This window comes from Streptomyces sp. NPDC021225 (assembly GCF_044332865.1).
Classification (GTDB): Bacteria; Actinomycetota; Actinomycetes; order Streptomycetales; family Streptomycetaceae; genus Streptomyces.
The window spans coordinates 862,616-884,660 of record NZ_JBIRPV010000002.1; the positions used below are offsets into that span (position 1 = coordinate 862,616).

The following is a 22,045-nucleotide window of genomic DNA, read 5'->3' on the forward strand; positions in this document are numbered from 1 at the left end:
TCTCGGGAAGGGCGGCTGCCAGATGTCCGGGGCGTCCCCGCCGCGCACTACCTCCTACTGCTGGGCAGCCCGTTGACCCTCCCAGGTGACCTTGAACACTGCCCACCCGCCGAAGGCTGATCGGTCCAGCTGAACGTAGCCGCGACGTTCGAGCTCGTCTCCTGCCTCGATGATTTCTTCATGGGCGAGACGAACGTATTGGGTCAGGTCGTAGTAGTGCGGAAGAGAGTTGTGATGGTCGTTGAAGTACCTGATCATCGCCCGGAGCACTGCTAGCTCTCGTTCATTGAGGGTGCTCATACTGGGCACGGTAGGGCAGGTGGCCGGAAACCGCTTCCGGGGAACTCGCACACCACACGAGGCCGACGGAGCGGCTTGGGCCGGTGCCTGCCCGGTTTGGGGTCGGGCGTGGTCAGGGGGCCGCACCCTGGTCAGGCAACTCGCCTCCGCCGCCACGGCGCGGTTTATCGGCTTCGGTGGTGGAGCTTCCGCCTGGTCGGGGAACTGCTTGGCCATGCCTCGGCATCCGGCGTCCGCCTTGGCCTTCACCTGCGGGAACTGCTCAAAAATCCCCGCTGACCTGCGGGAAAGCTCATCAAGATCATTACGCGGTCATTACGTGATCACTGTCATGGGGCTGCCCTCGGCGGCGTCCGGAGCGTCACCGCATCAGGCCGCTTCGGTGCGATGCGGGGTGAAGGTCACCTGTGTGTCGTCATCGTCGAGGGCGATGTTGAGCGAGGCGTCCAGGGCCTTGGCCAGCTTGGCGAGGAGAGGCAGCGTGGGAACGGTGTCGGAGCCCTCGATGCGTGAGATCTTGGCCTGAGTCAGTCTTGCGCGGGCGGCCAGCTCGGCCTGGGTCAGGGCGAGCTCGGTGCGGCGTTCGTACACGGCGCGGGCGAGGGCCATGGACAGCGCGATCTGCTGCCGGGCCTCGGCTACGTCATCCGGCTCGGTGACCCCCTCGGCGAGCTTCCGTTCGCGCAGGGTCTTCCAGCGGCTGTGGTTCATTGCTCAAGCTCTCCTTCCTCGATCACGCGTACGAACGCCTCATGTGCGGGGCCGTGTTCGGCTTCACAAGTCTTCTGGGCGAGCTTGGCCCGCCTGGCCTCCGCTTCCTCTCTCATCTTCGTCTTCCGGAAGACGGTCGGCAGGACGACCCTGCGATGGAGGGTGAGCCAGTACGTGATGCGTGTGTCGGCTCCGTCCGGGGTGGGGCGCGGCTCGCGGACTCCGTCGCCGAGGCAGCGAGGCGAGCGTACGGCTCGCTGAGCTGGGCGGCGTACTCGGCGAGGAGTCCGACGTACGCGTCGACTTTGAGGAAGTGCTTGGCTGCAGAGCCTCGAGCCAGTCGCGAACCTCGGGTTCGATCCCGATCGCGAAGAGCTCGTCCACAGCGCAACGATATATGTCGTAGGCGACATACCCAGCGGCCCGAGTCTCGTCCGGGGGCTACCGGGCGGGCCCCGCAGTGGGCGGTGAGCTGGTGAACCAGACGCGATCTCGGGCACGAGCCCGCTGACCTTGGCGAGATCCACACACAGGGTGAGCCGCGTGATGACCGTAAGGCGACCCTCTCACCTTTGGGTACCGCCCTGGATACACTGTGTAGCAAAAGGGTGCTCCACCACCTCGACCGGAGGCAGACATGGCCCGTGCCTGGGAGGCTGACCCGTCCGCGTTATTCGAGCGTCGGCTGGGGAGATCAGCCGAAGAGCTGGGGAACTCCGATGGCAATGACGAGTGCCCGGACATCTGGCAGCTCGATAATGGCGATGTTGCTGTGATCGGCAGGGATCTGACGGCCGACTACCGCACCCGTCTGCCTCATGGCGTGAACCTCGCTCCGGATGAGCGGCTGGTCGTCATCCCAGGGAACATGCTCAGCGCGGCGAAGAAGGACATCCCCGATGCTTGATCTCCTTGCCCCTGCCCTCACCCCCGAGCAAGGTGAACGGCTCACCCGGACCGCCTACAAGCAGGACTTCCGGGAACGGGAGAACGCCATCCGTGACGGGAGTTCCTGGAAGCTGGAGCGCCGGCAACACTTCGAGGAGCAGGGCAGTCCGAGCCGTGACGCCCTGCGCCGGGGCGACTGGGACGAGGCGCTGCGACTTCTCGCCGACCGGCGTGACACCCTTGCCGCGGCCGCTCAGGAAGAGGCGCGCAGGGGCTATGCCTTTCATCGCGTGCGGGTGGTCGAGAAGCCGCTGACACCGTATGTGCAGTGGGAACTCCACTCCCAGCGGCAGCGTGCGCAGTACGGGCAGAGGATCAGGGTCATCCCCGCCGAACGGGTGGCCGCTTCGGAGAGCACTCACCCACTCCCGGAATTGGTCGTGCTCGGCGGTCACACCCTCTTCCAGGTCCTGTACACCGAGACAGGAGTCGCGAACGGTGCGATCCGCTACACCGACCGTGATCTTGTGACGCGCTGGGAGAACTACATCAAGGCGCTCTACGCGGTAGGCGAAGATGTGATCTCCTACTTCGACCGTGAGGTGGCGCACTTTGATCCGCCGACGCTGAGCGCAGGAAGGGAGTAGGCCGATCGCAGCGCCAGGCGGAGGGGGCGAGCAGTCCGGCAGCACCCATTCCGAGCTGTCGGGATCCTCACGTGACGTCGTCCAGGCGAGGAATGTCCACGGCGGCATCCACTTCCACGCGCAGGACAAGCCGGACCCGGGAAGTTCCGCCAGCCCCACCCCACGCCAGTTACCGGCTGACGTACGCGGATTCGTCAACCGTACCGATGAGCTCGGCGAGCTGAACGCCGTTCTCACCAGCGAGGGCGGCGGTCCGCTCGTCGTCTCGGTATACGTGATAGCCGGTACCGCCGGCGCTGGAAAGACATCGCTGGCACTGCGCTGGGCACACCAGGTCCGGGAGCGTTTCCCGGATGGCCAGCTGTACGCCAATCTGCGTGGCTACGACCCCGGGGAGCCAGTCGCGGCACGTGAGGCTCTGCACCGCTTTCTGACCTCTCTCGGTGTCCCGGCCGATGCCGTACCGCAGGACCTCGATGCCGCTGCCGCGTTGTACCGTTCGTTGCTGGCCGACCGTCGGGTGCTGGTCGTCCTGGACAATGCGGCCAGTGTGGGCCAGGTCAGGCCGTTGCTGCCCGGGAGCGCGCACAGCCTGGTGCTGGTCACCAGCCGCAGCCGCCTGTCCGGCCTCGCCGTCCGGGACGGGGCCCGCCGGCTCACGCTCGGTGTGCTGCCGGAGCCGGAAGCGGTCGCCTTGCTGCGGGCCGTCACCGCTGGGTACCGGCCGGTGGACGACGAGCAGCAACTCGCCGAACTGGCCCGGCTTTGTGCACGGCTTCCCCTTGCACTGCGTATAGCCGCGGAACGCGCGGCCAGCCACCCCCACCTGCGACTGGCCGACCTCATTGCCGACTTGCGCGACGAATCGGCCCTCTGGGACGCCCTGAGCACGGGCGACGACGAGGAGGCCGAAGCAGTCCGCACCGTCTTCGCGTGGTCCTACCGCGCCCTGTCCGAGCAGGCCGCCCGCCTGTTCCGCCTGCTCGGCCTGCACCCCGGACCCGAGTTCGGACTGCAGGCCGCCGCGGCCCTGGCCGGGTCGACCAGCAGCAGCCGGACCCGGCAGCTGCTGGACTCCCTGGTCGGTGCCCATCTGCTGGAACAGACGGCCCCGGACCGCTACCAGTTCCATGACCTTTTGCGCGCCTATGCCATCGACCAGGCTCAGCACGAGGAGCCGCCCGCCGAGCGCGAGGCAGCCCTGTGCCGGGTGCTGGAGTGGTACCTGCACACCGCCGATGCCGCGCAGAGCTGGATCAACCCTGCCGAGGACCGCCTGACCCTCCCGCCTGCCCCGGATGATGTCAGCCCGCTGATGTTCTCCGACTACGACGCTGCCGTGGACTGGGCCGAGCGGGAGCACGCCAACCTCCTCCAGGCCGTACGCAGAGCGGCTGACGCCGGGCAAGACCGACTGGCGTGGCAGTTGTCGGCAGTCTTATGGAATGCGCAGTTTCCTTCCGCCTCGGGCACGAGCTGGCCGGCTGTGGGCCGCATCGGGCTGGAGGCAGCGGAACGGCTGGGTGATCGCGCCGCGCAAGGCATACTCCTCACCTGGCTCGGGATGGCCCACACCCGCATCAACTGCCTGGCTGAGAGTCTCGAATACCACGAGAAAGCGCTGCTGATCCGGCGAGAGCTGGGTGACCGCCTGAGCGAAGCCCGCTCGCTCAACCTGATCGGCCTCAACCACCTCCGCGGCAGACGACTCGACGCCGCTGCCCGCCACTTCGAGCAGGCCATCGCCGTATTCCAGGAGCAGGACGCCGCCCACTGGGCCGCTACCGCGCTGTCCAACCTGGCGACCGCCCACTACCGTGCCGGACGGCTTCCAGAGGCAGCAACCGTCATCGACCAGGCCCTGGCAGCACACCGAGCTCTCAGCAACAAGCGCGGTGAGGGCAACATCCTGCGCGTGCTGAGCGACGTCCGGCGTGAGCAGGGCGATGCCGAGGAAGCCCTGGTCTTTGCCCAGGCCGCCCTCGATATCGCCCTTGGCCTCCGCAACCTGCGCCTGGAGGGCTTCTGGCTGCTGACTCTCGGCGATGCCCAGCGAGCGAAGGGCCAGTTCGCCGAGGCCCTAATCTCCTATCAGCGATCCGCCACGCTGCACCGACGCCTCGCGGACCGCAGCCGAGAGGCACTGGCCTGGCAGGGCGTGGGCGAGGTGTACTGCCGGCTCGGACGTCATGCAGAGGCGGCCGACTTCTACCGCCAGGCCGCCTCGACGCACCGCGAGCTCGGTGATGAGTGGCACCAGGCCCTGGCTCTCGATGGTCTCGGCTCGGTCGTACTCGGCGAAGGCCCGGAGGAAGCCCGTCGACACTGGACACAGGCGCTGAGACTACTCGCCGACTTCGACGATCCTCGCGCAGTGGCGGCGCGTGAGGGAATCGAACGCCAGGTGGCAGAAACAAGCTGAAGCAGGGGCTGAGTCGTTCCGGATGGTGCCCGGTGGTGCTGATCAGCCGAAGACCCATCGCGGTGTCTTCGCAGCACCGCGAGCTGCGGGTGCTGGCCACGCTCCCGGCCGGGTACAGCTGAACGACGGCGGGATGGGCGCTCTTGTACGGCTCGACGCATCCCACTTGCTTGGGCTTACCGCGTGAGCCGCTGCCTGCCCGTCCACGGCGAGGTCGGTCGTGCATTTTAGTGGGCGCCGTTCAGCGCATGTCGAAGGCTACGCGCGTTGGCATGCCTGCCAGTAGCATGTCTGGCTCGTGACGCAGAAGAGCGTCCTTGTTACTGGGGGTGTGGGGTGGCGTTGGACGGGCCGAGCCTGGGCAAGATGCTGGACGATGTCGCGGCGGGGAGGATCCAGCTCCCCGACTTCCAGCGGCAGTGGAAATGGGATGACGATCGGATTTGTGCCCTGTTGGCGACGGTGACGCTCGACTATCCGCTGGGTGTCGCCATGACACTGGAGACCGGCGGCGAGGCTCAGTTCAAGGCCCGGCCGCTCCATGGCACCGAGGTGGGCCCACACGTTGTCCCGGAACAGCTGCTGCTCGACGGACAGCAGCGGCTGACGTCGTTATTCCAGGCGCTGAAATCGGATCGCCCGGTGGAGACGACTGGTGCGCGCAACAAGCCGCTCAGGCGCTGGTACTACATCGACATTGCCAAGGCAGTGGACGAGGCGGCGGACCGGGATGAGGCGATCCTTTCTGTTCCGGAGGACCGAGTCGTGCGAGGCACCTTCGGCCGTGGAACATCCTGGAACCTCACAACGCGGGTGAATGAGTGCGAGAGCGGCCTGTTTCCGCTGAATCTACTCTTTGATCCGGATCGGACCGGGAAGTGGCAACGGGCTTATGTCAACGGCGGCGACGATCGTTGGGACCTGTGGTCGGCGTTCCAGGCGCGGGTTATCGACACGGTCAAGGGATTCAAGGTTCCGTTGATCCGCCTGCCAAAGGAAACCCGTAAGGAAGCGGTGTGCTCTGTCTTTGAGCGTGTGAATACCGGTGGCGTTGTCCTCAATGTATTTGAGCTGCTCACCGCGACCTATGCGGGTGACGCACAGTTTGCTGAGCGCAACGGAGGCGAGGATTTCAGCCTCATCGATGACTGGCGCGCGATCAAGGGCGGATTGTGCTCTGAGTACCCGGTTTTCGGGACCCTGGACAAGGACAGTGGGCAGGAGACGGGGCTCACCAGTCTGGACTTTCTCCAAGCTATCGCACTGGTGCGAACCTACCGGCGCAAACAGAACTTCCTGACGGAGCATCCCGGAGCGACAAACGCGCCGGCGGTGAGCTGTAAACGCCGTGATCTGCTGCACCTTCCGCTCTCCGACTACACGCAGATCGCTCCGAGAACCGCAGAAGCGCTGTCCTGGGTCGGCCGATTCCTGGCTACGCAGCACGTGTTCCGTGAACGCGACCTGCCTTACGGGTCTCAGGTGGTGCCCCTCGCAGCCATTGGCGTCATTCTCGGGAAGGTGGTAAATGACCCGGGCGTCCATGAAAGGATCGCGCGCTGGTACTGGTGCGGTGTACTCGGAGAGCTCTACGGAGGGGTCACCGACACCCGGTTCGTCCGGGATGTCGAGCAGGTGGTCGGCTGGATCCGGGACGGCGGTCCGGAGCCAGACACCATCACGGAGGCAACCTTCCAGGAACAGCGCCTGCACCGGCTCACCTCTCGCAACAGCGCGGCGTACAAGGGAATCTACGCTCTCCTCATCAAGGAGGGAGCAATCGACTGGTTCTTCCACGAAGAACCGATCAGTGAGCAGACCGTCATCGGGCAGTACGTGGACATCCGTCAGGTCTTCCCGAAGACCTGGTTCGAGCACAACGGCGTGGACAGCCCGGCGATGAACAGCATCGTGAACAAGACCCCGCTGTCCTACCGGGCGCAGCAGACTATGGGGACCAGCGTCCCTTCGGCCTACCTGCTCTCCTTCGAACGGCATACAAGCAGTCCGGGCGACTGGTTCGATGACATCGTCAGCACCCATCTGATCGACCCCAAGACCCTGCGTGCGGACGACTTCGAAGCCTTCTACCAGGACAGGACGGCCAGGCTTCTGGGACTCGTGGATCGGGCGATGGGCAAAGCCGCGGTCCGTGAGGGGGCGAGCGATGGCTACACCGGATGACGCGACATTCAAGGAACTGGAAGGCACTACTGTATCGATCCGGGACCTTCTGTCTTTATGGGGTTTCCGGATCCGCGACCATGCATCCGTCCCACAGATCGAAATCGACCTGAAGAACGCGGGGCTGATCACCGTGCCGCACTTTGCGGCCGGGGCACTGGACGACCAGGTTGAGGTTATCGCGGCCACCAGTGAGCGCGATAAGCGTGTCAGGACCGAGGACTCCGAACAGGATTCAGCCCAGGGTGCTGAGGACGCCGAGGACTCCATCGGCATGTTCCCGCAGACGGCGATGAGGGTCCACGACCTGCCATGCGCTCACAGGGTCACACCGATCGCGCCTGACGATCCTCTCCCTCTCGCGATGGGCATGATGGCGGAGCACGGATACTCGCAACTCCCTGTGCTTGACCTCGCGGGTACTCTGCACGGGGTCGTCACCTGGGAATCGATCGCCCACATGCACGCGACCGGGCGCGAGCCGGGTCTCGCCAGTGCGATCACCAGCGAGTGCGAGATCGTCAATGCGTCCGCTCACCTGCTGCCGGTGCTGCCCCTCATTCGCGCCCATGAGTTCGTCCTGGTCCGAGCTGCGGACGGGCGGGTGAGCGGCATCGTCACCTCTGCTGATCTCGCAGGCGAGTTCGGCACGGTTGCTCGACCGTTCTTCACCCTGGGGGAGATTGAGCGGCGATTGCGGCGTTGTCTGGGCCGGGCCTACGACGAGTCCGATATTCAGAAAGTGCACAAGAAGAAGAAATCCGTCGACGAGATGATGTTCGGCGAGTACATCCGGCTCCTGGACAACGAGGGACGCTGGCACAAGCTCGGTTGGCCCGGTGTTGACAGGGAGCACTTCATCGGGCTGCTCAGCCGTGTGAAAGACGTCCGCAACACGGTCATGCACTTCAACGCGCCCTCGCTCAAGCCCGAACAACTCGACCTGCTCGACCGCTTCGTAGGCATGCTACGGCTTTACGACCCGGACTACGGAGCGACCAGCGCTACCTGAAGGCAACCCGATGCCGACCTCGGGCAGCAGTGCTCGCTGCCCTCGGCGTGGATGCACGCGGCCAGGCCGGGACAGTCCGCACAACGATGCGGCGCCTGGCCTGCCCCACACGCTGGACTGCCCCTCTCACGACTCTGCAGGCCACGGCGGGAAGCCCCCAAGCCCGTAGCTCCGGGCGGCCGGTCCCCACCACTGTGAGGGCACTACGTACATCAGCAGAGAAGCGCGAGCCGTGGCTCCTCGGCCCTTCGCTCCTGACGCATAACGCGCCGTCGTGGCTGATTGGCGCCCTTTCCCGTTCCAGGAACCCAATTCACCCTGAAGGCGGGGAGACGACACGGTCTGCGCCGAGGGGGAGCCGCCATGTCCGAACCGCTATATGTTTCTGTGCTGCCGACCCGACCGCATGCCGTGGCCGCCTACCGCGGGCTGCGGCCCGATGTTCAGGCCAGGGTTGCCCCGCTGTGGACCCTGCCGCCCCGCCCCGGCATGCTGCCGGACCTACTGGCCGCGGAACTTCGCAAGGAGGCGGGCCGGATCGCCACCGTGCACCGCCACCAGCCGGCATGGCTGGACGCGCCGTTCGCCGACGAGAGCGAGGCCGCCGTACTGGCCGAAACCCTGCCGCCCGAGTGGTGGGCTCAGCGAAACCTGCGCCCGGTGACCGGCCCCGGCCGGCCCGTCCCCCAGCAATCCCTGGCCCTCGCGGTGGCTCGGCGGCATGGCGGTGGTCTGGGTATACGTGTACGGGTTCCGGGTGGGTGGCACGACCGAGACGTCGGACGACTGTGTGAGCTTCTCGATCGTGCCTGTCCCGTCGACCCAGTCGACCTGTTCCTCGATCTGGGCTCTGTACAGCCCTCTCGCCAGGACGCGGCCAAAGAAGCTCTGTGCGCTCTCGACGCTCTGGTCCCACTCGCCCCCTGGCGGGCGGTAATTGTAGCGTCAGGCGGCTTCCCGGAGCTGCCTGACGGCTTCCTGGAGAGCGGGTGGTGCGAGGCCCCCCGATCGGACTGGGACATGTGGCACGAGATCCACGACAGCGGGCGCTCCTATCTCCCCCTGCTGCACTACGGCGACTACGGCATCCTCCCGGCCAGATATGCGGCACAGACCCCGGTCTCGGGAAACGGCGGACCGAAGTGGGGCATCCTCCGCTACACCACCGCCCGTTCTTATTTCCTGGCCAAGGTGCTGCAGCGCGGCGAGGACCGCGACGCGGCCAACCGCGACGCCGCTCGGCGCCTCACCCGCCTCACGGACTTCCGCGGCCCGTCGGCCGGAGCGGGGGAGGGTTGGCTGCGCGATTGCGCCCAGGGATCCGTCACCACCGGCAACCACTCCGTGTGGAACCGAGTGGGAAACATCCAGCACATGACGTTCGTCGTCAGCTGTCTCCCAGGGCGCCTTCGCTGAGCAAGTGGGTGAGGTGGTCAGGACCGGGTTGAGCACCGTGATCGAGGGGACGTGCGGCGAGGGCGGCGGAGCCGGGCATGGCGTCGATGGCGTACTTGTCCCGTGCAGGCCGGCGTTGGCGAGGAGGGACTGCGGAGTGGTGGCCGAAGGCCTCGGTGATCGGCTCGACGGCCATGCGGGACACGTCGATTCCATGGTTGGCCGTTTGACGCGGGGGACAGCGACCTGCGCGCAGCGTTGACCGGGCGCCAGACAATCGGTGAGTCCGTCGGTTTGGTCCTTGAGAAACTTGGCGAAGACGTAACGGAGCTGGCCGAGGCGGCGAGAACCGAGGACGCGTGAGCCAGAAGTTGGAGCTGGCGCGCTACGATCCCTGTGGGCCTGGCTCGGTGTGGCGGCAGGCGATTTGGGGGAGTGGATGGCATTCGCACAACCAAGGCGGATGGATTTCCCGTCTTCGGCGCGATCGCCACGGTTGGCGATTCTGCGCCCTGACCATGGCTTCCTTCGTCTGCTCGATGACGACTACACCAAGGGAAGGTCCTACTCCCAACCCTGCCGTGACTGGCCCGAGGTCAAGTCACACCTTGCGATCCTGCTTGCTCCGGCCGACCAGCAGGGTGACGAAGGTGACCGGGAGCAACCGGAGCGGATCTGGGGGCTGGGCATCGTGCGTCCTGCTCGGGAGACCGACCGGGACCGGAAGGTCGTCGTCACCCGTACACGAAGGATTCGAGACCTGGTGCCTGTCTCGGGGCTCTGGTGCGCCGGCGGTGGGCGGGACGGCGCACTCGCCAGGTCGTTACCGGAAAGCGGTCCTGTCACGGTCGGCGCAGACGCCGTGTTCGCCAATCTCCGGCGGATCTCCCGCGATGTCGAGGCCGAAGTCCAGAGGCTGATGCCTCTGCTCGACGACGCCGAAGGCTGGAGCGAACGGGAGCTCCGCTGGCGCGATGAACGTGACGCTTTGCTGCTCTTCGCCAAGATAGCCGGGTTGACCCCGAACGACTTCGCGCCGGTACGCGGCTGGGACGTGACAGCCGCCCGAGAAAGCTTCCTCAGCGGGCTCACCGGGACCGCGGTTCAGCCGATGCTCGACGACATCCGTGGGCGGGCAGCGGACAGGTTCCGCGGTGTCGGTGAGACCGTCGTCCAGGCGTTCGTGAGTGGCAAAGGCCGCCAAAGCTATGACTTCGAGGCCACGTCTATAACCGATCGGCGGGTGGTCGACGGCGGGGAGGGCTCCCTCGACGCCTACTACTACCACGTCGCCACCCGGACGCTCGTCATACTGCGCTACCTGAGTCCTGCCCCGAACGGGCTCTTGTCGTCCGACGCCCGGCACAGTCTGGACGATTTCCACGGCCGTGTTCACTGCCTGCCAAGACCCGCCCGACGCAGCGCCGACGATTACGGCTTGCTTGACGACCCTCTCTTTCTCCGCATTCACGAGCAGGTGCCCTTCACTGCTGCTCTGGACCGGACGAGCCCCGGCGCGATCTACCCATACGGCCAGATCGCGGCAGCGGTCTCGGCCACCGCGGCGCACGGTCTCCCAGGTCTCTCTACGGACATGCTCACCCGCCACCTGGTGCCGACCGACTTCGCCCGCTTGGTGCGCGACGGCTGGTTCGGTGCGCGCGATGTGCCCTTCGAAGTGGCCTTGGACTGGGTGGAGGCCACTGTCGAAACGGTCGGTGTCGCGTTGATGGTCGTCGATTTCAGCAGTCGGCCGCGTGGCAACGGCTCAGGGATCGGGACGCGGGCTCAGGGCGTCGCATAACACCACCAGTGGGAAGGCAACCATTCATGGCCACCTCGGGGGCGGACACGCCTCGCCAGGTAACGCAGGTCCGCGAGCAACTGCACGAAACATTCGACGGGGTGATAGAGGACAGTGACATCGCCCACTTCCGAGGGGGCAACTACGAACAGCGCTTCCTCTCCCGCGCTCTGGCAGCTCTCGCGGTACGACGCGTGGCCAAATGCAGTGTGGCCGAGGCGGCCCGGTTCGTCACGGACGGTATCGCGGACCAGGGAATGGACGCCATTGCCCCCCTGCCTGAGAGCGGGCAGGCTCTGCTCGTCCAGGCGAAGTGGAGCGACAAGGGCACGGCGACCTTCGACGTGGACGCCGCCAAGGCGATGGTGGACGGCCTGAACCGGATCGAGAACGAGCTGTACGACCAGTTCAACCAGCGTGCCGGTGCCCTCGCCCTGGAGGCCAGGCCGTTCATCGTCAACGAGAGAGCCACCCTGGTCATCGCGCTGATGGGCACCGTGGAGCCCTCTCCGCCCGCACGCGAGGTTCTCGACAACGCTCTCGACGAGTTCAACAAGCACGGCGCCCGCTTGAGCGTCGAGGTGCTGTACGCCGCAGACTTCCATGACCAGATCCACGCGGATCTCCGGCCGGAGCCGATCCGCCTCGACGTACGCCTTGACGACTGGTACCAGCAGAAGGGACCGCTCGAGGCCTATCAGGGCACAGTCTCCGCCGAGAGCGTCGCCGAGTGGTACGAGACGCACGGTACCGGCCTGTTCGAGCAGAATCTCCGAGCCCCGCTCGGGACCACCGTCACGAATGCCGAGATCGGCCAGACCCTCACTTCCGATCCCACCAAGTTCTGGCATCTGAACAACGGCATCACCATGATCTGCGACTCGCTCACGGCCAGGCACGACAGCGCCAAGGCACCGCAGAGCAGGCCGACCACTCTCACCGTGACGGGGGCGAGCATCGTCAACGGCGCTCAGACGGTACGGGCTGTCGCCAGGGCCATGCACGACGACGGCGAGGCCGCGGCCAACGCCACTCTGAGCATCAAGGTCATCAACACGCATGAGGACCGGGAATTCAGCGTCCAGGTCTCGCAGGCGGCGAACCGGCAGAACGCCATCGAGCAGCGCGACCACATCGCGCTGGAACCCGTGCACCAGGCGATCAAGGCCAACCTGCGCGCCGAACTGCGCAAGCAGTACGTGATCAAGCGGGGCGAGCCGGTCGCCGCGCCTGAGACCGGCTGTTCACTGGACGAACTGGCCCTCGCCCTTGCCTGCCTGCACCCGGATGCCGAACAAGCCGCCCGGGCCGCCAGTTCCACGGAGAACCTTTGGGAGCAGGGTCCCAAGGGCAGCCACACTTTGCTGTTCAAACGCGAACCCTCTCCCCAGAAGGTGTGGCGTTCCGTGCTCACGTTGCGGGCAGCACGGAGCGCGGTCTACGAACTGGGCAGCGGGCAGAACAGCCGCGAGGCGGCGACCGCGGAGCACGGTGGCTTTCTCGTCACCCACATGCTCTTCCAGCATCTCGGGGCCACGAGCATCGAGGACCCCGACTTCGACTGGGAGAGCGAGGTCCTGGAGAGAATCCCGGCCCTCGTACCGGATCTGGTGCGTCGGCTGACGCACCAGATCGTCACTCGTTACGGGCCGCGTCCCCAGATCAAGGCATCCTTCCAGACCGCGGAGACATGCCGAGAGCTGGCGAAGCAGGTCCTCGGCGACCTGGTCGATGGTGTCGCCGTTCCCGTACCTCCCGTGAAGGAGCGCAAGCCGCGTCGTCCGAACACGGTGCCGCTCCTGGTCGACCGCCGTGTCATCAAGGAGGGAGCCCCCCTCCGGTACGAGGCTCTGAACGTGCCCGAGCGTGACGCCATGGAAGAGTGGCTTGTCGAAGACGAAAGGCGACGCCAGGCGACCTGGGTCAATCACCGGACCAAGCCGATCCTGTGGGCGTACGACGAGCAGCTGTACTCGCCGTCTGGGCTGGTGTCGAAGATGTGGGCGGATGCCGAATGGGACGATCGGCCGGTGGCCAACCAGGGGACAGCTCGCTGGTTCCTTGCGGACGGCCGCAGCCTATGGGATTTGGCACAGCGCATCCACAGCGAAGAGGACGAAGAGGGCGAGGACGAGGAATGACGGTACCGGCGGAACGTCAGTAGGGGCCTGGCCCCTCCGAGTGGCGTAGCCGGGCGAGGAGGTCGGCGATTTCGCGGGTCTCCTCGTGGTCCTCGCCGAGGACGACGCACATGTCCTCGTGGAGGGCGTCGAGGACGGCCTCGGCCTCGGTGCGGCGGCCCTCGGAGAAGAGGAGGACGCCGATGCTGCGGCGCAGGTCGAGAGCGGTCTCGGAGGCGTCTGTGTCCGTGTCGGACACGACCTCCAGAACTTTTTGGAACTCCCGCAGGGCGGCGGTGGCCTGGCCGAGGTTGGCCCGGCAGTGGGCGGCGTGTCGGCGGCACTCCAGCGCCTTGTCGCTGGATGGTCCCGCCGTACGGGTGTAGACGGCGGCCAGTGCGTCGAACTCTGGTAAGGCGCGCCGGAAGTCCTCGCCGGCCATGAGGACCGCAGCGCGCTGCCGCCGCAGGCCGAGCACCCGGGGATTGTGCGCGCCGAGGGCGGTGGCCGCTGTGGCGATCGCCGTCTTGAGGACGTCCGCGGCCTGGGCGAACCGCCCGCTCTCGGCGAGGTCCGCGGACCGGGCGTAGGCGTCCTGGATCGCGTCCCGCAGGGTGGTGTCGACGCGCGCCGGGACCGGGCCCGGAACCGTCGGCTCGGGTGAGGGCGCAGGCGTCGTGGTCCGCCGCAGCGGTGCGTTCGGCTGCCGGTAGATCACCGTCGGGTCGGGCACCTCGGAAGGGGAGCCGCCGTCGGTGAAGACCACGGGGTCAGCCGCTGAACCCGGCTGCGGCAGGTGCGGAGACAGGCGCTCGTACACCGCGTACGCGTCGGCCGGACGCTGCTCGGGCGCCTTGGCCAGCAGGTCGAGGGTCAGTGCCTCCAGGTCCTCCGGCACCTCGGGCCGCAGGGCGCGCAGCGGCGTCGGCGGCACGTCCATGTGTTGGTGCATGAGCTGGTAGTCGTTGTCGCCGCTGAAGACCGGCTCACCGGCGAGGAGTTCGTGCAGCACGCAGCCGAGCGCGTAGAGGTCGCTCAGCGGCGTGATCTGCGCGCCGTCGATCTGCTCGGGCGGCATGTAGCGGCTGGTACCGATCCGGTTGCCGGTGGCCGTGAGTCGGGTGATGTCCGTGCGCAGCAGCTTCGCGATGCCGAAATCCAGCACCTTGACCGTCCCGTCCCCGGCGATCAGGACGTTGTCCGGCTTCAGGTCGCGGTGCACGACTGGGATGGCGTGGGCGTATGACAGGACCGTGCAGATCTGAGCGGCGATCGACGCGGCCCAGCTCACCGGGAGCCGTGCCGCCGCGCCGTCCTCGGTGTCCGTGAGCACCCTGCGCAGGGAGATTCCGCGCACGTACTCCATCACCAGGTACAGCCGGTCGTACGACGCCTCGTCCAACACCGCGTCGAACACCTGCGGCACGCCATGGTGGCCGATCCGTGCGGTGACGCGCGCCTCGCGTTCGAAGCGGCGGGTGAACTCCTGCGCCTGCGCGGGTGACGCGACGGCGTCGGGCCGGATGAGCTTGACCGCGATCTCCCGGTCGAGAACGGCGTCGTAGCCGCGCCAGACCGTGCCCATGCCGCCGGACTCGATCTCCTCGATCAGCTCATAGCGGCCCTGCTCGCCGATTCTCCATGCCTGCGCCACGCGTCGCGCCCCCGCCATCCCGATGCCTCGTCAGCCGATTGCCGTACACGGTACCGACTGGTGCCGGGGCGCGTGGCGTGTCCTACAGCAGGTGGTCGGCCTTGCCGGCCTTGATGTCGGTGATGAGGGTGCGCAGGGCTTCGAGGGAGTCGGTGAGGTAGCGGTCCTCCTGGCCGTTGACGGCTATGTAGCCGTTGCCGTCGGCGTCGGTGCCGAGGCGGAAGCAGTTGCTCGCATCCTGACAGAAGGGGGCTTCCCAGTTGATGTCCGGCATAATCAACTCTCCTAAAGGCTTCGCGAAATGGTGTGCATGAGGTCAAGAGTCGCGCTGGGTGAAAGAGCGATTCTCTGCATCTCGTCGAGTTGCAGCCGGTACTTACACAAGTCAGCTGCGGAATGAAGGAACTCTCCCGCCATGGTGCGATCCAGTTGCACGGTGTCCAACGGGGGTACCTGGCCGAGGGCGTAAAGGGTCGCCTGACCCGAACCGGGGAACACGCCAGCCGAGAACGGGATGGCCTGGATCGTGACGTTGTCGCGGTCTGCCGCTGCCATGAGGTGGCCGAGCTGGTCCCGTAGCCCCCGGCATCCGCCGACTTCGATCCGTAGCGCGGCTTCATGGATGATCAGCTCGTAGGCCGACGCCCCCGGCCGGTCGATGGCCTGGTGTCTTTTCACACGGTGCGCCACTCTGGCTTCGAATTCTTCCGCAAGCAGTGGCGGGATGGCAGCCTGGAAAAGAGCGCGCGCGTACGCCTCGGTCTGGAACTGTCCCGGCATGTGCGTCATCGTGCTCACACGCAAGCCCTGGGCGTGCCACTCCAACTCGGCAATGTCCAAGAATGTCGCGGGCAGGATATCGCGGTACTCCTCCCACCAGCCGCTCGTACGGTCGCCGCACATGGCGACCAGCGCATCCACCAGAGCTTGGTCCGTGCACTCATACCGGAAGGCAATGCGCCGGACGCGCTCCGGGCTGACACCGTGGCGTCCCGCTTCCGTGCTGGTGATCACCGTCCGCTTCGTGTCCAGTAGCGCGGCGGCCTGTTCGGTGGACAGTCCTGCCCCTTCCCGCAGTTTGCGAAGTTCCGCGCCCAGCCGCTGTTGGCGTGCGGTTGGGTTGCTCCTGGGCGGCATGCGTTCCCTCTCGTCATGTGCGGCTCAGTCTGCCGCTGAGCGAAGTTCGTTCCAACGGGTCTTCAAGACTAGGTAGCACATGTAGCCCCCGATGCTCTACTGTCAGTATCGCGCACGCTACACACCGCAATGCCGGAAGCGCACCGCGCGAGCATGCCTGCCTGCCTTGGGGCGGGGTGCCCGCGACCAGGGCGGCAGGCCACCGGCGACCCCAAAACCCCTCATACAGCCATGGAGTCCGCCATGCCTGAAATCCCCCTCGTACCTGCCCACTGGCGCTTCCCCGCCCACCCCACCTCCGTACGGCGGGCCCGGCACGCCGTCGCCGAGTCGCTGCCGTACGGCCTTCGCCCCCACCTCGGCGACGACCTCGGCCTGCTGACCTCCGAGCTGGTCACCAACGCCGTCCGTCACGGCGCCTGCCGGGAGGACGAGGACTTCATCGAACTCGTCCTGTGGCCCGCCGACGGACACTACTGGCTTGCCGTCTCCGACCCGGGCACCGGCAAGCCCGAACTGGTCCGCCCGGAGACGGACTCCGAGAGCGGTCGGGGTCTGGTCCTCGTCGACAGCCTCGCCACCGCCTGGACCGTCCGGCCTCGCCCCACGCGCGGAACGTCCGTGATCGCGGGCCTCCCTTTCCGCCAGTTCGGTTGACGGGGCGGAGCCGTCCGCCGGGAGGGACCGGAAGGCCGGGCGTACGGGTCAGGCCGCCTCGTCGTCGATGTTCTCCTCCCGGCGGATCATCCGCCAGGCCGCCCGGCGCGCACTCTGGTTGAGAGACTGCTTGAAGCTGTCGTCGTGGCTGAAGTACTGGCGTCCCATGTTGGCGATGGTGTCGATGTGCTCGGCCATCTTGTCCTCGAAGACCTCGTCGAAGACGAGCCCGAAGTTCTCCTCGTCGTTGACGGCGGCAGCGCGGACCTTCGGGTCCGCCTTTGCCTCGTCGAACGGCGTGAGCACGTCCTGTTCCGTGAAATCGGTGCCGAACTTGTCGTTGAACTTCTCGATCAGCTCCGACAGCAGCGACTTCTCCTGCTCCTTGGCACCGCCCGCACCCTCGCCGAAGCCGCGCAGCTCCGCGGCTCCCTCGGCGGTCAGCGCGAGGTTGTGCTCGCCGGTCTTCTGGATGCGCAGGTGACTGAGGTCGATGTCCCCTATGTCCACGCCGCCGTCTCCGCGTCGCGGCAAGCGGTTGAGCAGGTGGCGGCCGTAGAGGTAGAGGCATTCGAGGTCGGCGTCGCGGTAGGGCACGATCTGCGAGAGGAAGCCGTACTTCCGGACGTAGTCGTTGAGGCCCGCGCGGAACTGCTCGGCTGCTTCCTGGGCGTCCTCGTCCGGGTCGCCCGCCTCGTCCTTGCGGTCCAGCAGCTCGGTGAACCGCTCGACGGCGGGGCTCAGATTCCGGTACAGCTCCGCGTGCAGCTTCTCCCAGCGGGCCACGGAGCCCGCCGCCTTCTCCTCGGCCGCCAGATAGGCATCCGCGAACTCCCGCATCTCCTCCTCGACGAGGATGTCGGGCTGCATGACCTTGCTTTGCGCGGTGTAGAGGAGGTTGGGGTCGGAGGGGAGGGTGGTCGCCTCCTCGAAGTACGGGCGGAAGGACTCCTTGATGTCCTCGGCGTCGTTGACGAAGTCCAGTACGGCCAGGTCCGCCTGCGACTTGCGGTCGGCGGTGCGGTTCAGGCGGGAGAGGGTCTGGACGGCGCTGATGCCCGCGAGCTTCTTGTTCACGTACATCGTGGTGAGGAGCGGCTGGTCGAAGCCGGTCTGGTACTTCTCGGCGACGACCAGGATGCGGTACTCGCGCTGCGTCGCTTTCCCGCCGGTACGCACGGTTTTGTCGTCCTTGCGTGTGTACGCGAACGCCTTCGGTAGCGCGGACTCGGCCAGGCCGCCGTTCTCCTTCGGCTCGGTCGTCTCCTCGCCGTCGTACGTCAGGCTCCCGGAGAACGCGACCAGGACGCCGGGGTCGGCGTACGCGCGGTCGTCGATGTACTTCCTGACTGCACGGGCCATCTGCACGGCGCTGTGCCGGGAGGCCGTCACCACCATGGCCTTGGCCCGCCCGCCGAGTCGGCCGGCGGTGTGCGTGCGGAAGTGCTCGACGATCACCTGTGCCTGCTGCGTCACGGTGGAGTCGTGCGTGAGCGCGTACCGGGCGAGCAGTGGATTCGCCTTGGACGGATCCACCTCGCGCTCGTCCGGGTTCTTGTTCACCAGCTTCCAGTACGTGTTGTACGTGACGTAGGTGCGCAGAGGGTCGAGGATGAAGCCTTCCTCGATGGCCTGGCGCATCGAGTACGTGTGGAAGGGGACGTACGTCGGCTTGCCGTGGACGCTCTCCAGGGTGCCGAAGAGTTCGAGCGTCTTGGCCTTGGGCGTGGCCGTGAACGCGAAGTAGGAGAGGTTCTCTGCCATGCTGCGTTGGATGGCCTTCCGGCGGAGCTTGGCATCGGTGGAGGTGGCCGCCGCTGCTGCCTGTTCGGTGGCCCCGACCTCGTCGGAGTCCGAGTCCAGGCCCATCTCACGCAGCGCCGCGCGGACGTCCGTTGCCGCGCCGCCGGACTGCGAGGAGTGCGCCTCGTCCACGATGATCGCGAAGTTGTGGCCCTGGATCTCGGTGGGGTTGCGGCGCAGGTAGTCGATGAGGGCCGGGAAGGTGTGCAGCGTGACCGTGATGATCTTCCCGGTCTCGCGGGACAGCGCCTTGGCGAGCTGGTCGGACTTCGCGCCGTGCTTCTCGTCGATCTTCACGACCAGACCGGCGGTCTTCTCGAAACTGCCGACGGTCTCGCGGAGCTGGGCGTCGAGATTGCGGCGGTCGGTGATGATCACGACCTTGTCGAAGACGGGGGCGCCCGGCTTGAGCCCGGCGGCCAAGGCGGCGGGGTCGATCTCGGCGGGGTCGGTGGGAGTGTGCAGCGACGACAGGCGGTGGGCCAGCCATCCGATGGTGTTCGACTTGCCCGAGCCGGCGGAGGCCATGCCCAGGTAGTTGTGACCCGCGCCGTGGCGGGCCGCGTGGCCGGCGAGCTTCTTGACGATGTCCCACTGGTGGTAGCGCGGGAAGATCAGCTTCTTGCGCGTCCGCCCGTCCGCGCCCTTCTCCTTGCTGAGGTGCACGAACCGCTCGATCAGGTCGAGCCAGGTGTCCCGCTCCCAGATCTGCTCCCACAGGTACGAGGTCGCGTACGTCCCGGGGACGGTGGGCGCCGGATTCCCCGCGCCGCCGGGCTTCCCCGGGCCCTCCGACCCGGTGTTGAACGGCAGGAACCGCGTCGGCTTGCCCCGCAACTCCGGCGCGACGAACACCAGGTCCGTGTCGATGGCGAAGTTCGCGATCACACGCCGCGTGAAGATCAGCTCGGTGGGGTCGCGGTCCGTGCGGTACTGGTCCTTGGCGGCCTCCACCCCCTGCCGCGTGAGGGCGTTCTTCAACTCGGCGGTCGCCAGCGGGATCCCGTTGAGGAAGAGGGTGAGGTCGAGGCGTTTGCCCTTGTCCGCCTGCTTGGCGGCGTACTCCAGCTCCTTGACGAAGGTCAGCCGGTTCCCCCAGTAGTCGTCCAGCACCGCGTCCGACGCGACGAGCGACGGTTTGAAGTGCGCGAGCCTCATCAGCACGCCGTGGTCCTTCACGCCTTTGCGGAGCACATCCATCACACCGTCGTCCGTGATCGCCTGGTCCACGCGCTTGGCGAACCCGGCCTGGGCGGTGTTGGGATCTCCGCCGTAGACGGCGATCAGTTCGGCCCATTCGTCGGCTTGGGTCTTGCCGATGAACTCGAAGAGCTGGGCGGTGTCCAGGCCGAGGTGAGGGCGGTAGTCCTGTCGGTTTCCTTCACTCCAACCACGCTCCAGCATGGCGGCGACTATGGCGTTCCCGAATGCGGCTTCGTCGTGGACGGGCATGAGCGGCTATTCTCCCCGCTTTCCAGTGACCAGATAGGTGATGTCGCGGCAGAACTTGTTGAACGAGGATGAGTTGGCGCGGGCCAGGTCGAGATCGATGACGTCAGTCAGTGCTGCCTGGTCCACCCGCGGGCGGTACCGCACCCCGTCGCGCCGGTGGTGGGTCAGCCGGCCCTTGCAGTCGCGTAACGTCTCGCTGTTGGCCGGAACCTCCAAGTGCTCGGCCAGACCCGCCCGGCCGCTGAGCGAGGGCGCTGAGGCGAGGAACCACGCCTCGAACTCCCGGTTCGCCAGCACGACGGCCGTCCGGCGATCCGGGCGGGCGGCCTCGGCCCGGGCCAGCAGCGAAGGCCCGACGCTGGCCGGGCAGTCGTCGGCGGCGTCGATCATGACCAGGATGCCACCCAGGTTGTCGGCGGGTACGCGTCGAGCCTGGGCCTCCACGGCGGCTTCCAGCCCGCCCGGCCGGGCGAGCTGGCCGCGGTCACGCCGGAGGGGTCGCTTGATGTCCGCGTCCCAGATCTGCGCCTCGCCCATCAGCCTCCGCAGGAGGACGGGCAGTGCGCTCATCTCGCCCTCACCCTCCACGACGGAGGCGATCGTGACCCTCGGGGGGTTCACTCCTCACCCTCCGGCTGCTCGTCCGGCTGGGCTGGGGGTTCGACAACCGGGCGCAGTTGGTCGGATCGCAGCAGTTCGGCCGTGGTCGCCAGGCCGTCGGCCACGATCGACCGACTCACCGGGTCCACTTCGCCGATCACCGTGACCCCGCGCTCGGCGGCGACCACGCGGATGGCCGACAGGTCGGCCTCCTTGCGGTCGAACAGCTCCGCGCTCTGCGTGGTGGCAAGGACCTGTACGTGCTCGCTCGCTTCCGCGAGCGCGTCGTAGAGGGCCCCGGCCGCGAGCGGGTGCGGCGCCAGCTCGGGCTCCTCGACGGCGATGAGCGGAATCCAGCCTTCACGGGCATCGGGCTGGAAAAGCGCGGTCAGCAGGCCGATGGCCCGGATGGTCCCTTCCGACATGGACTCGGCCCGGAAAACGTGGGGTTCCGTCTCGCCGTCGGTGGCGAAGTTGATCCGCGCCGCGATGTAATCGGCGGAGGGGTCCGTGGGACCGACCTCCACGATACCGGGCACGATCACCCCCAGGTACTGCGAGATGCGCTCGCGCTCCTGTTCGCCGAGAGCGGCCAGGGCCGGGCCGAGGTCGCCGCCGTCCTCGCCCAGGGCTCCGGCGGTCGGCGTGTTCGGGCTGGCCTTGCGGAGATTGGCCGGATCAGGGCTGTAGAAGAACATTTCCGTGAGGGCCGCGAAAAGGTCACCGAACGGCTCGCCCTCACTCAGGTGTGAAAGTTGCAGTCGCTTCTGGCGACGCCCCTTCCCGCTGCGGTCGCGCATCAGGAAGCGCTCGGCATTCGCCCGACCCTTGACGCCCAGGCGGCGCATCTCGCACAACTCCCGCTGGATACGGACACCATGCCCCGTATCTCGCCCCGTCTCGGGGATGGTCTGCGGCGCGAGGGTGATCTCGTACCGCCCCACCCACGGCTTCGCGTTGGGGGTGATCTCCGGCAGGTGAAATTCCAGCCCGATCGTGCAGGAGGTCGCCGGCTCCGGGACCCGGCGCAGAACCTCCTCCCACCCGCCACGCGTCGCCACGGCCTCGGTCGGGCCGTTCACCAGCGCGTCGCGGACGAAGCGCAGGGCATCGAGGAAGTTCGACTTGCCTGCGGCGTTCAGCCCGAGCAGCACGGTGAACCGGCCGAGAGTCACGTTGCAATGAGCGATGGATTTGTAGTTGTCGACTCGGACACGGGTGATGAACGGCATCGGGCGGTGGGGCGCGGCGGGACTCAT

At 67.0% G+C, this 22,045-nt stretch carries 17 protein-coding genes; 9 read left to right on the forward strand and 8 right to left on the reverse strand.

What is annotated here, in order from left to right; all coding sequences use genetic code 11:
* Positions 1-54: 54 nt before the first annotated feature.
* Together ACH4S9_RS12105 and ACH4S9_RS12110 are read right to left on the reverse strand one after the other, a co-directional pair.
* Entirely contained in the window at positions 55-300 is a 246-nt protein-coding gene (locus tag ACH4S9_RS12105) for a hypothetical protein (protein WP_398371435.1), read from the reverse strand.
* A 369-nt stretch (positions 301-669) separates the two neighbouring features.
* Complete coding sequence (locus ACH4S9_RS12110) at positions 670-1,011, reverse strand: helix-turn-helix domain-containing protein (RefSeq protein WP_398371437.1); 342 nt, start codon at positions 1,009-1,011, stop codon at positions 670-672.
* A 637-nt stretch (positions 1,012-1,648) separates the two neighbouring features.
* Between ACH4S9_RS12110 and ACH4S9_RS12115 the strand changes: the two genes are divergently transcribed.
* The 8 genes from ACH4S9_RS12115 (at position 1,649) to ACH4S9_RS12150 (ending at position 13,504) form a co-directional block, all read left to right on the forward strand.
* Positions 1,649-1,918 carry a hypothetical protein gene (locus ACH4S9_RS12115; RefSeq protein WP_147966487.1) on the forward strand — a complete coding sequence of 90 codons (270 nt, stop codon included), beginning with the start codon at positions 1,649-1,651 and terminating at the stop codon, positions 1,916-1,918.
* Positions 1,911-2,546, forward strand: coding sequence for a DUF6879 family protein (locus ACH4S9_RS12120; protein ID WP_398371439.1), 636 nt, complete (start codon positions 1,911-1,913; stop codon positions 2,544-2,546). Before ACH4S9_RS12115 ends, ACH4S9_RS12120 begins: the two co-directional genes overlap by 8 nt.
* Positions 2,547-3,048: 502 nt before the next feature.
* Positions 3,049-4,968 (forward strand): ATP-binding protein, encoded by a 1,920-nt coding sequence (locus ACH4S9_RS12125; protein WP_398371840.1) that lies wholly within the window; start codon positions 3,049-3,051, stop codon positions 4,966-4,968.
* 366 nt (positions 4,969-5,334) lie between these two features.
* Positions 5,335-7,152, forward strand: coding sequence for a DUF262 domain-containing protein (locus ACH4S9_RS12130; RefSeq protein ID WP_398371441.1), 1,818 nt, complete (start codon positions 5,335-5,337; stop codon positions 7,150-7,152).
* Positions 7,136-8,164 (forward strand): HPP family protein, encoded by a 1,029-nt coding sequence (locus tag ACH4S9_RS12135; protein WP_398371443.1) that lies wholly within the window; start codon positions 7,136-7,138, stop codon positions 8,162-8,164. Before ACH4S9_RS12130 ends, ACH4S9_RS12135 begins: the two co-directional genes overlap by 17 nt.
* Before the next feature lie 363 nt (positions 8,165-8,527).
* The gene (locus ACH4S9_RS12140; RefSeq protein ID WP_398371445.1) at positions 8,528-9,580 is read left to right on the forward strand and encodes a beta family protein; all 1,053 of its coding nucleotides are present in this window, start codon (positions 8,528-8,530) and stop codon (positions 9,578-9,580) included.
* 418 nt (positions 9,581-9,998) lie between these two features.
* The gene (locus tag ACH4S9_RS12145) at positions 9,999-11,363 is read left to right on the forward strand and encodes a hypothetical protein (RefSeq protein ID WP_398371447.1); all 1,365 of its coding nucleotides are present in this window, start codon (positions 9,999-10,001) and stop codon (positions 11,361-11,363) included.
* Between the two features lie 26 nt (positions 11,364-11,389).
* Positions 11,390-13,504: an AIPR family protein gene (locus ACH4S9_RS12150; protein ID WP_398371449.1), complete on the forward strand. Its 2,115-nt coding sequence runs from the start codon at positions 11,390-11,392 to the stop codon at positions 13,502-13,504.
* A gap of 16 nt (positions 13,505-13,520) precedes the next feature.
* On the opposite strand, the gene ACH4S9_RS12155 is transcribed toward ACH4S9_RS12150, so the two are convergent.
* From ACH4S9_RS12155 to ACH4S9_RS12165, 3 genes are all read right to left on the reverse strand, one after another.
* The gene (locus ACH4S9_RS12155; protein ID WP_398371451.1) at positions 13,521-15,137 is read right to left on the reverse strand and encodes a protein kinase; all 1,617 of its coding nucleotides are present in this window, start codon (positions 15,135-15,137) and stop codon (positions 13,521-13,523) included.
* Positions 15,138-15,219: 82 nt separating this feature from the next.
* Complete coding sequence (locus tag ACH4S9_RS12160; RefSeq protein ID WP_398371453.1) at positions 15,220-15,411, reverse strand: hypothetical protein; 192 nt, start codon at positions 15,409-15,411, stop codon at positions 15,220-15,222.
* Positions 15,412-15,422: 11 nt separating this feature from the next.
* Positions 15,423-16,274: a helix-turn-helix domain-containing protein gene (locus ACH4S9_RS12165; protein WP_398371455.1), complete on the reverse strand. Its 852-nt coding sequence runs from the start codon at positions 16,272-16,274 to the stop codon at positions 15,423-15,425.
* A 243-nt stretch (positions 16,275-16,517) separates the two neighbouring features.
* Here ACH4S9_RS12165 and ACH4S9_RS12170 point away from each other — a divergent pair, with 243 nt between their 5' ends.
* Positions 16,518-16,931: an ATP-binding protein gene (locus ACH4S9_RS12170; protein ID WP_398371457.1), complete on the forward strand. Its 414-nt coding sequence runs from the start codon at positions 16,518-16,520 to the stop codon at positions 16,929-16,931.
* 48 nt (positions 16,932-16,979) lie between these two features.
* Here the strand turns inward: ACH4S9_RS12170 and ACH4S9_RS12175 are convergent, their stop codons facing one another.
* Genes ACH4S9_RS12175 through ACH4S9_RS12185 form a run of 3 tightly spaced genes read right to left on the reverse strand, consistent with a single transcriptional unit; the run spans position 16,980 to position 22,045 of the window.
* Complete coding sequence (locus ACH4S9_RS12175; protein WP_398371459.1) at positions 16,980-20,138, reverse strand: type I restriction endonuclease subunit R; 3,159 nt, start codon at positions 20,136-20,138, stop codon at positions 16,980-16,982.
* A gap of 54 nt (positions 20,139-20,192) precedes the next feature.
* The gene (locus tag ACH4S9_RS12180) at positions 20,193-20,807 is read right to left on the reverse strand and encodes a DUF4276 family protein (protein ID WP_398371461.1); all 615 of its coding nucleotides are present in this window, start codon (positions 20,805-20,807) and stop codon (positions 20,193-20,195) included.
* Entirely contained in the window at positions 20,804-22,045 is a 1,242-nt protein-coding gene (locus ACH4S9_RS12185) for an AAA family ATPase (RefSeq protein ID WP_398371463.1), read from the reverse strand. The genes ACH4S9_RS12180 and ACH4S9_RS12185 overlap by 4 nt, the downstream gene beginning before the upstream one ends.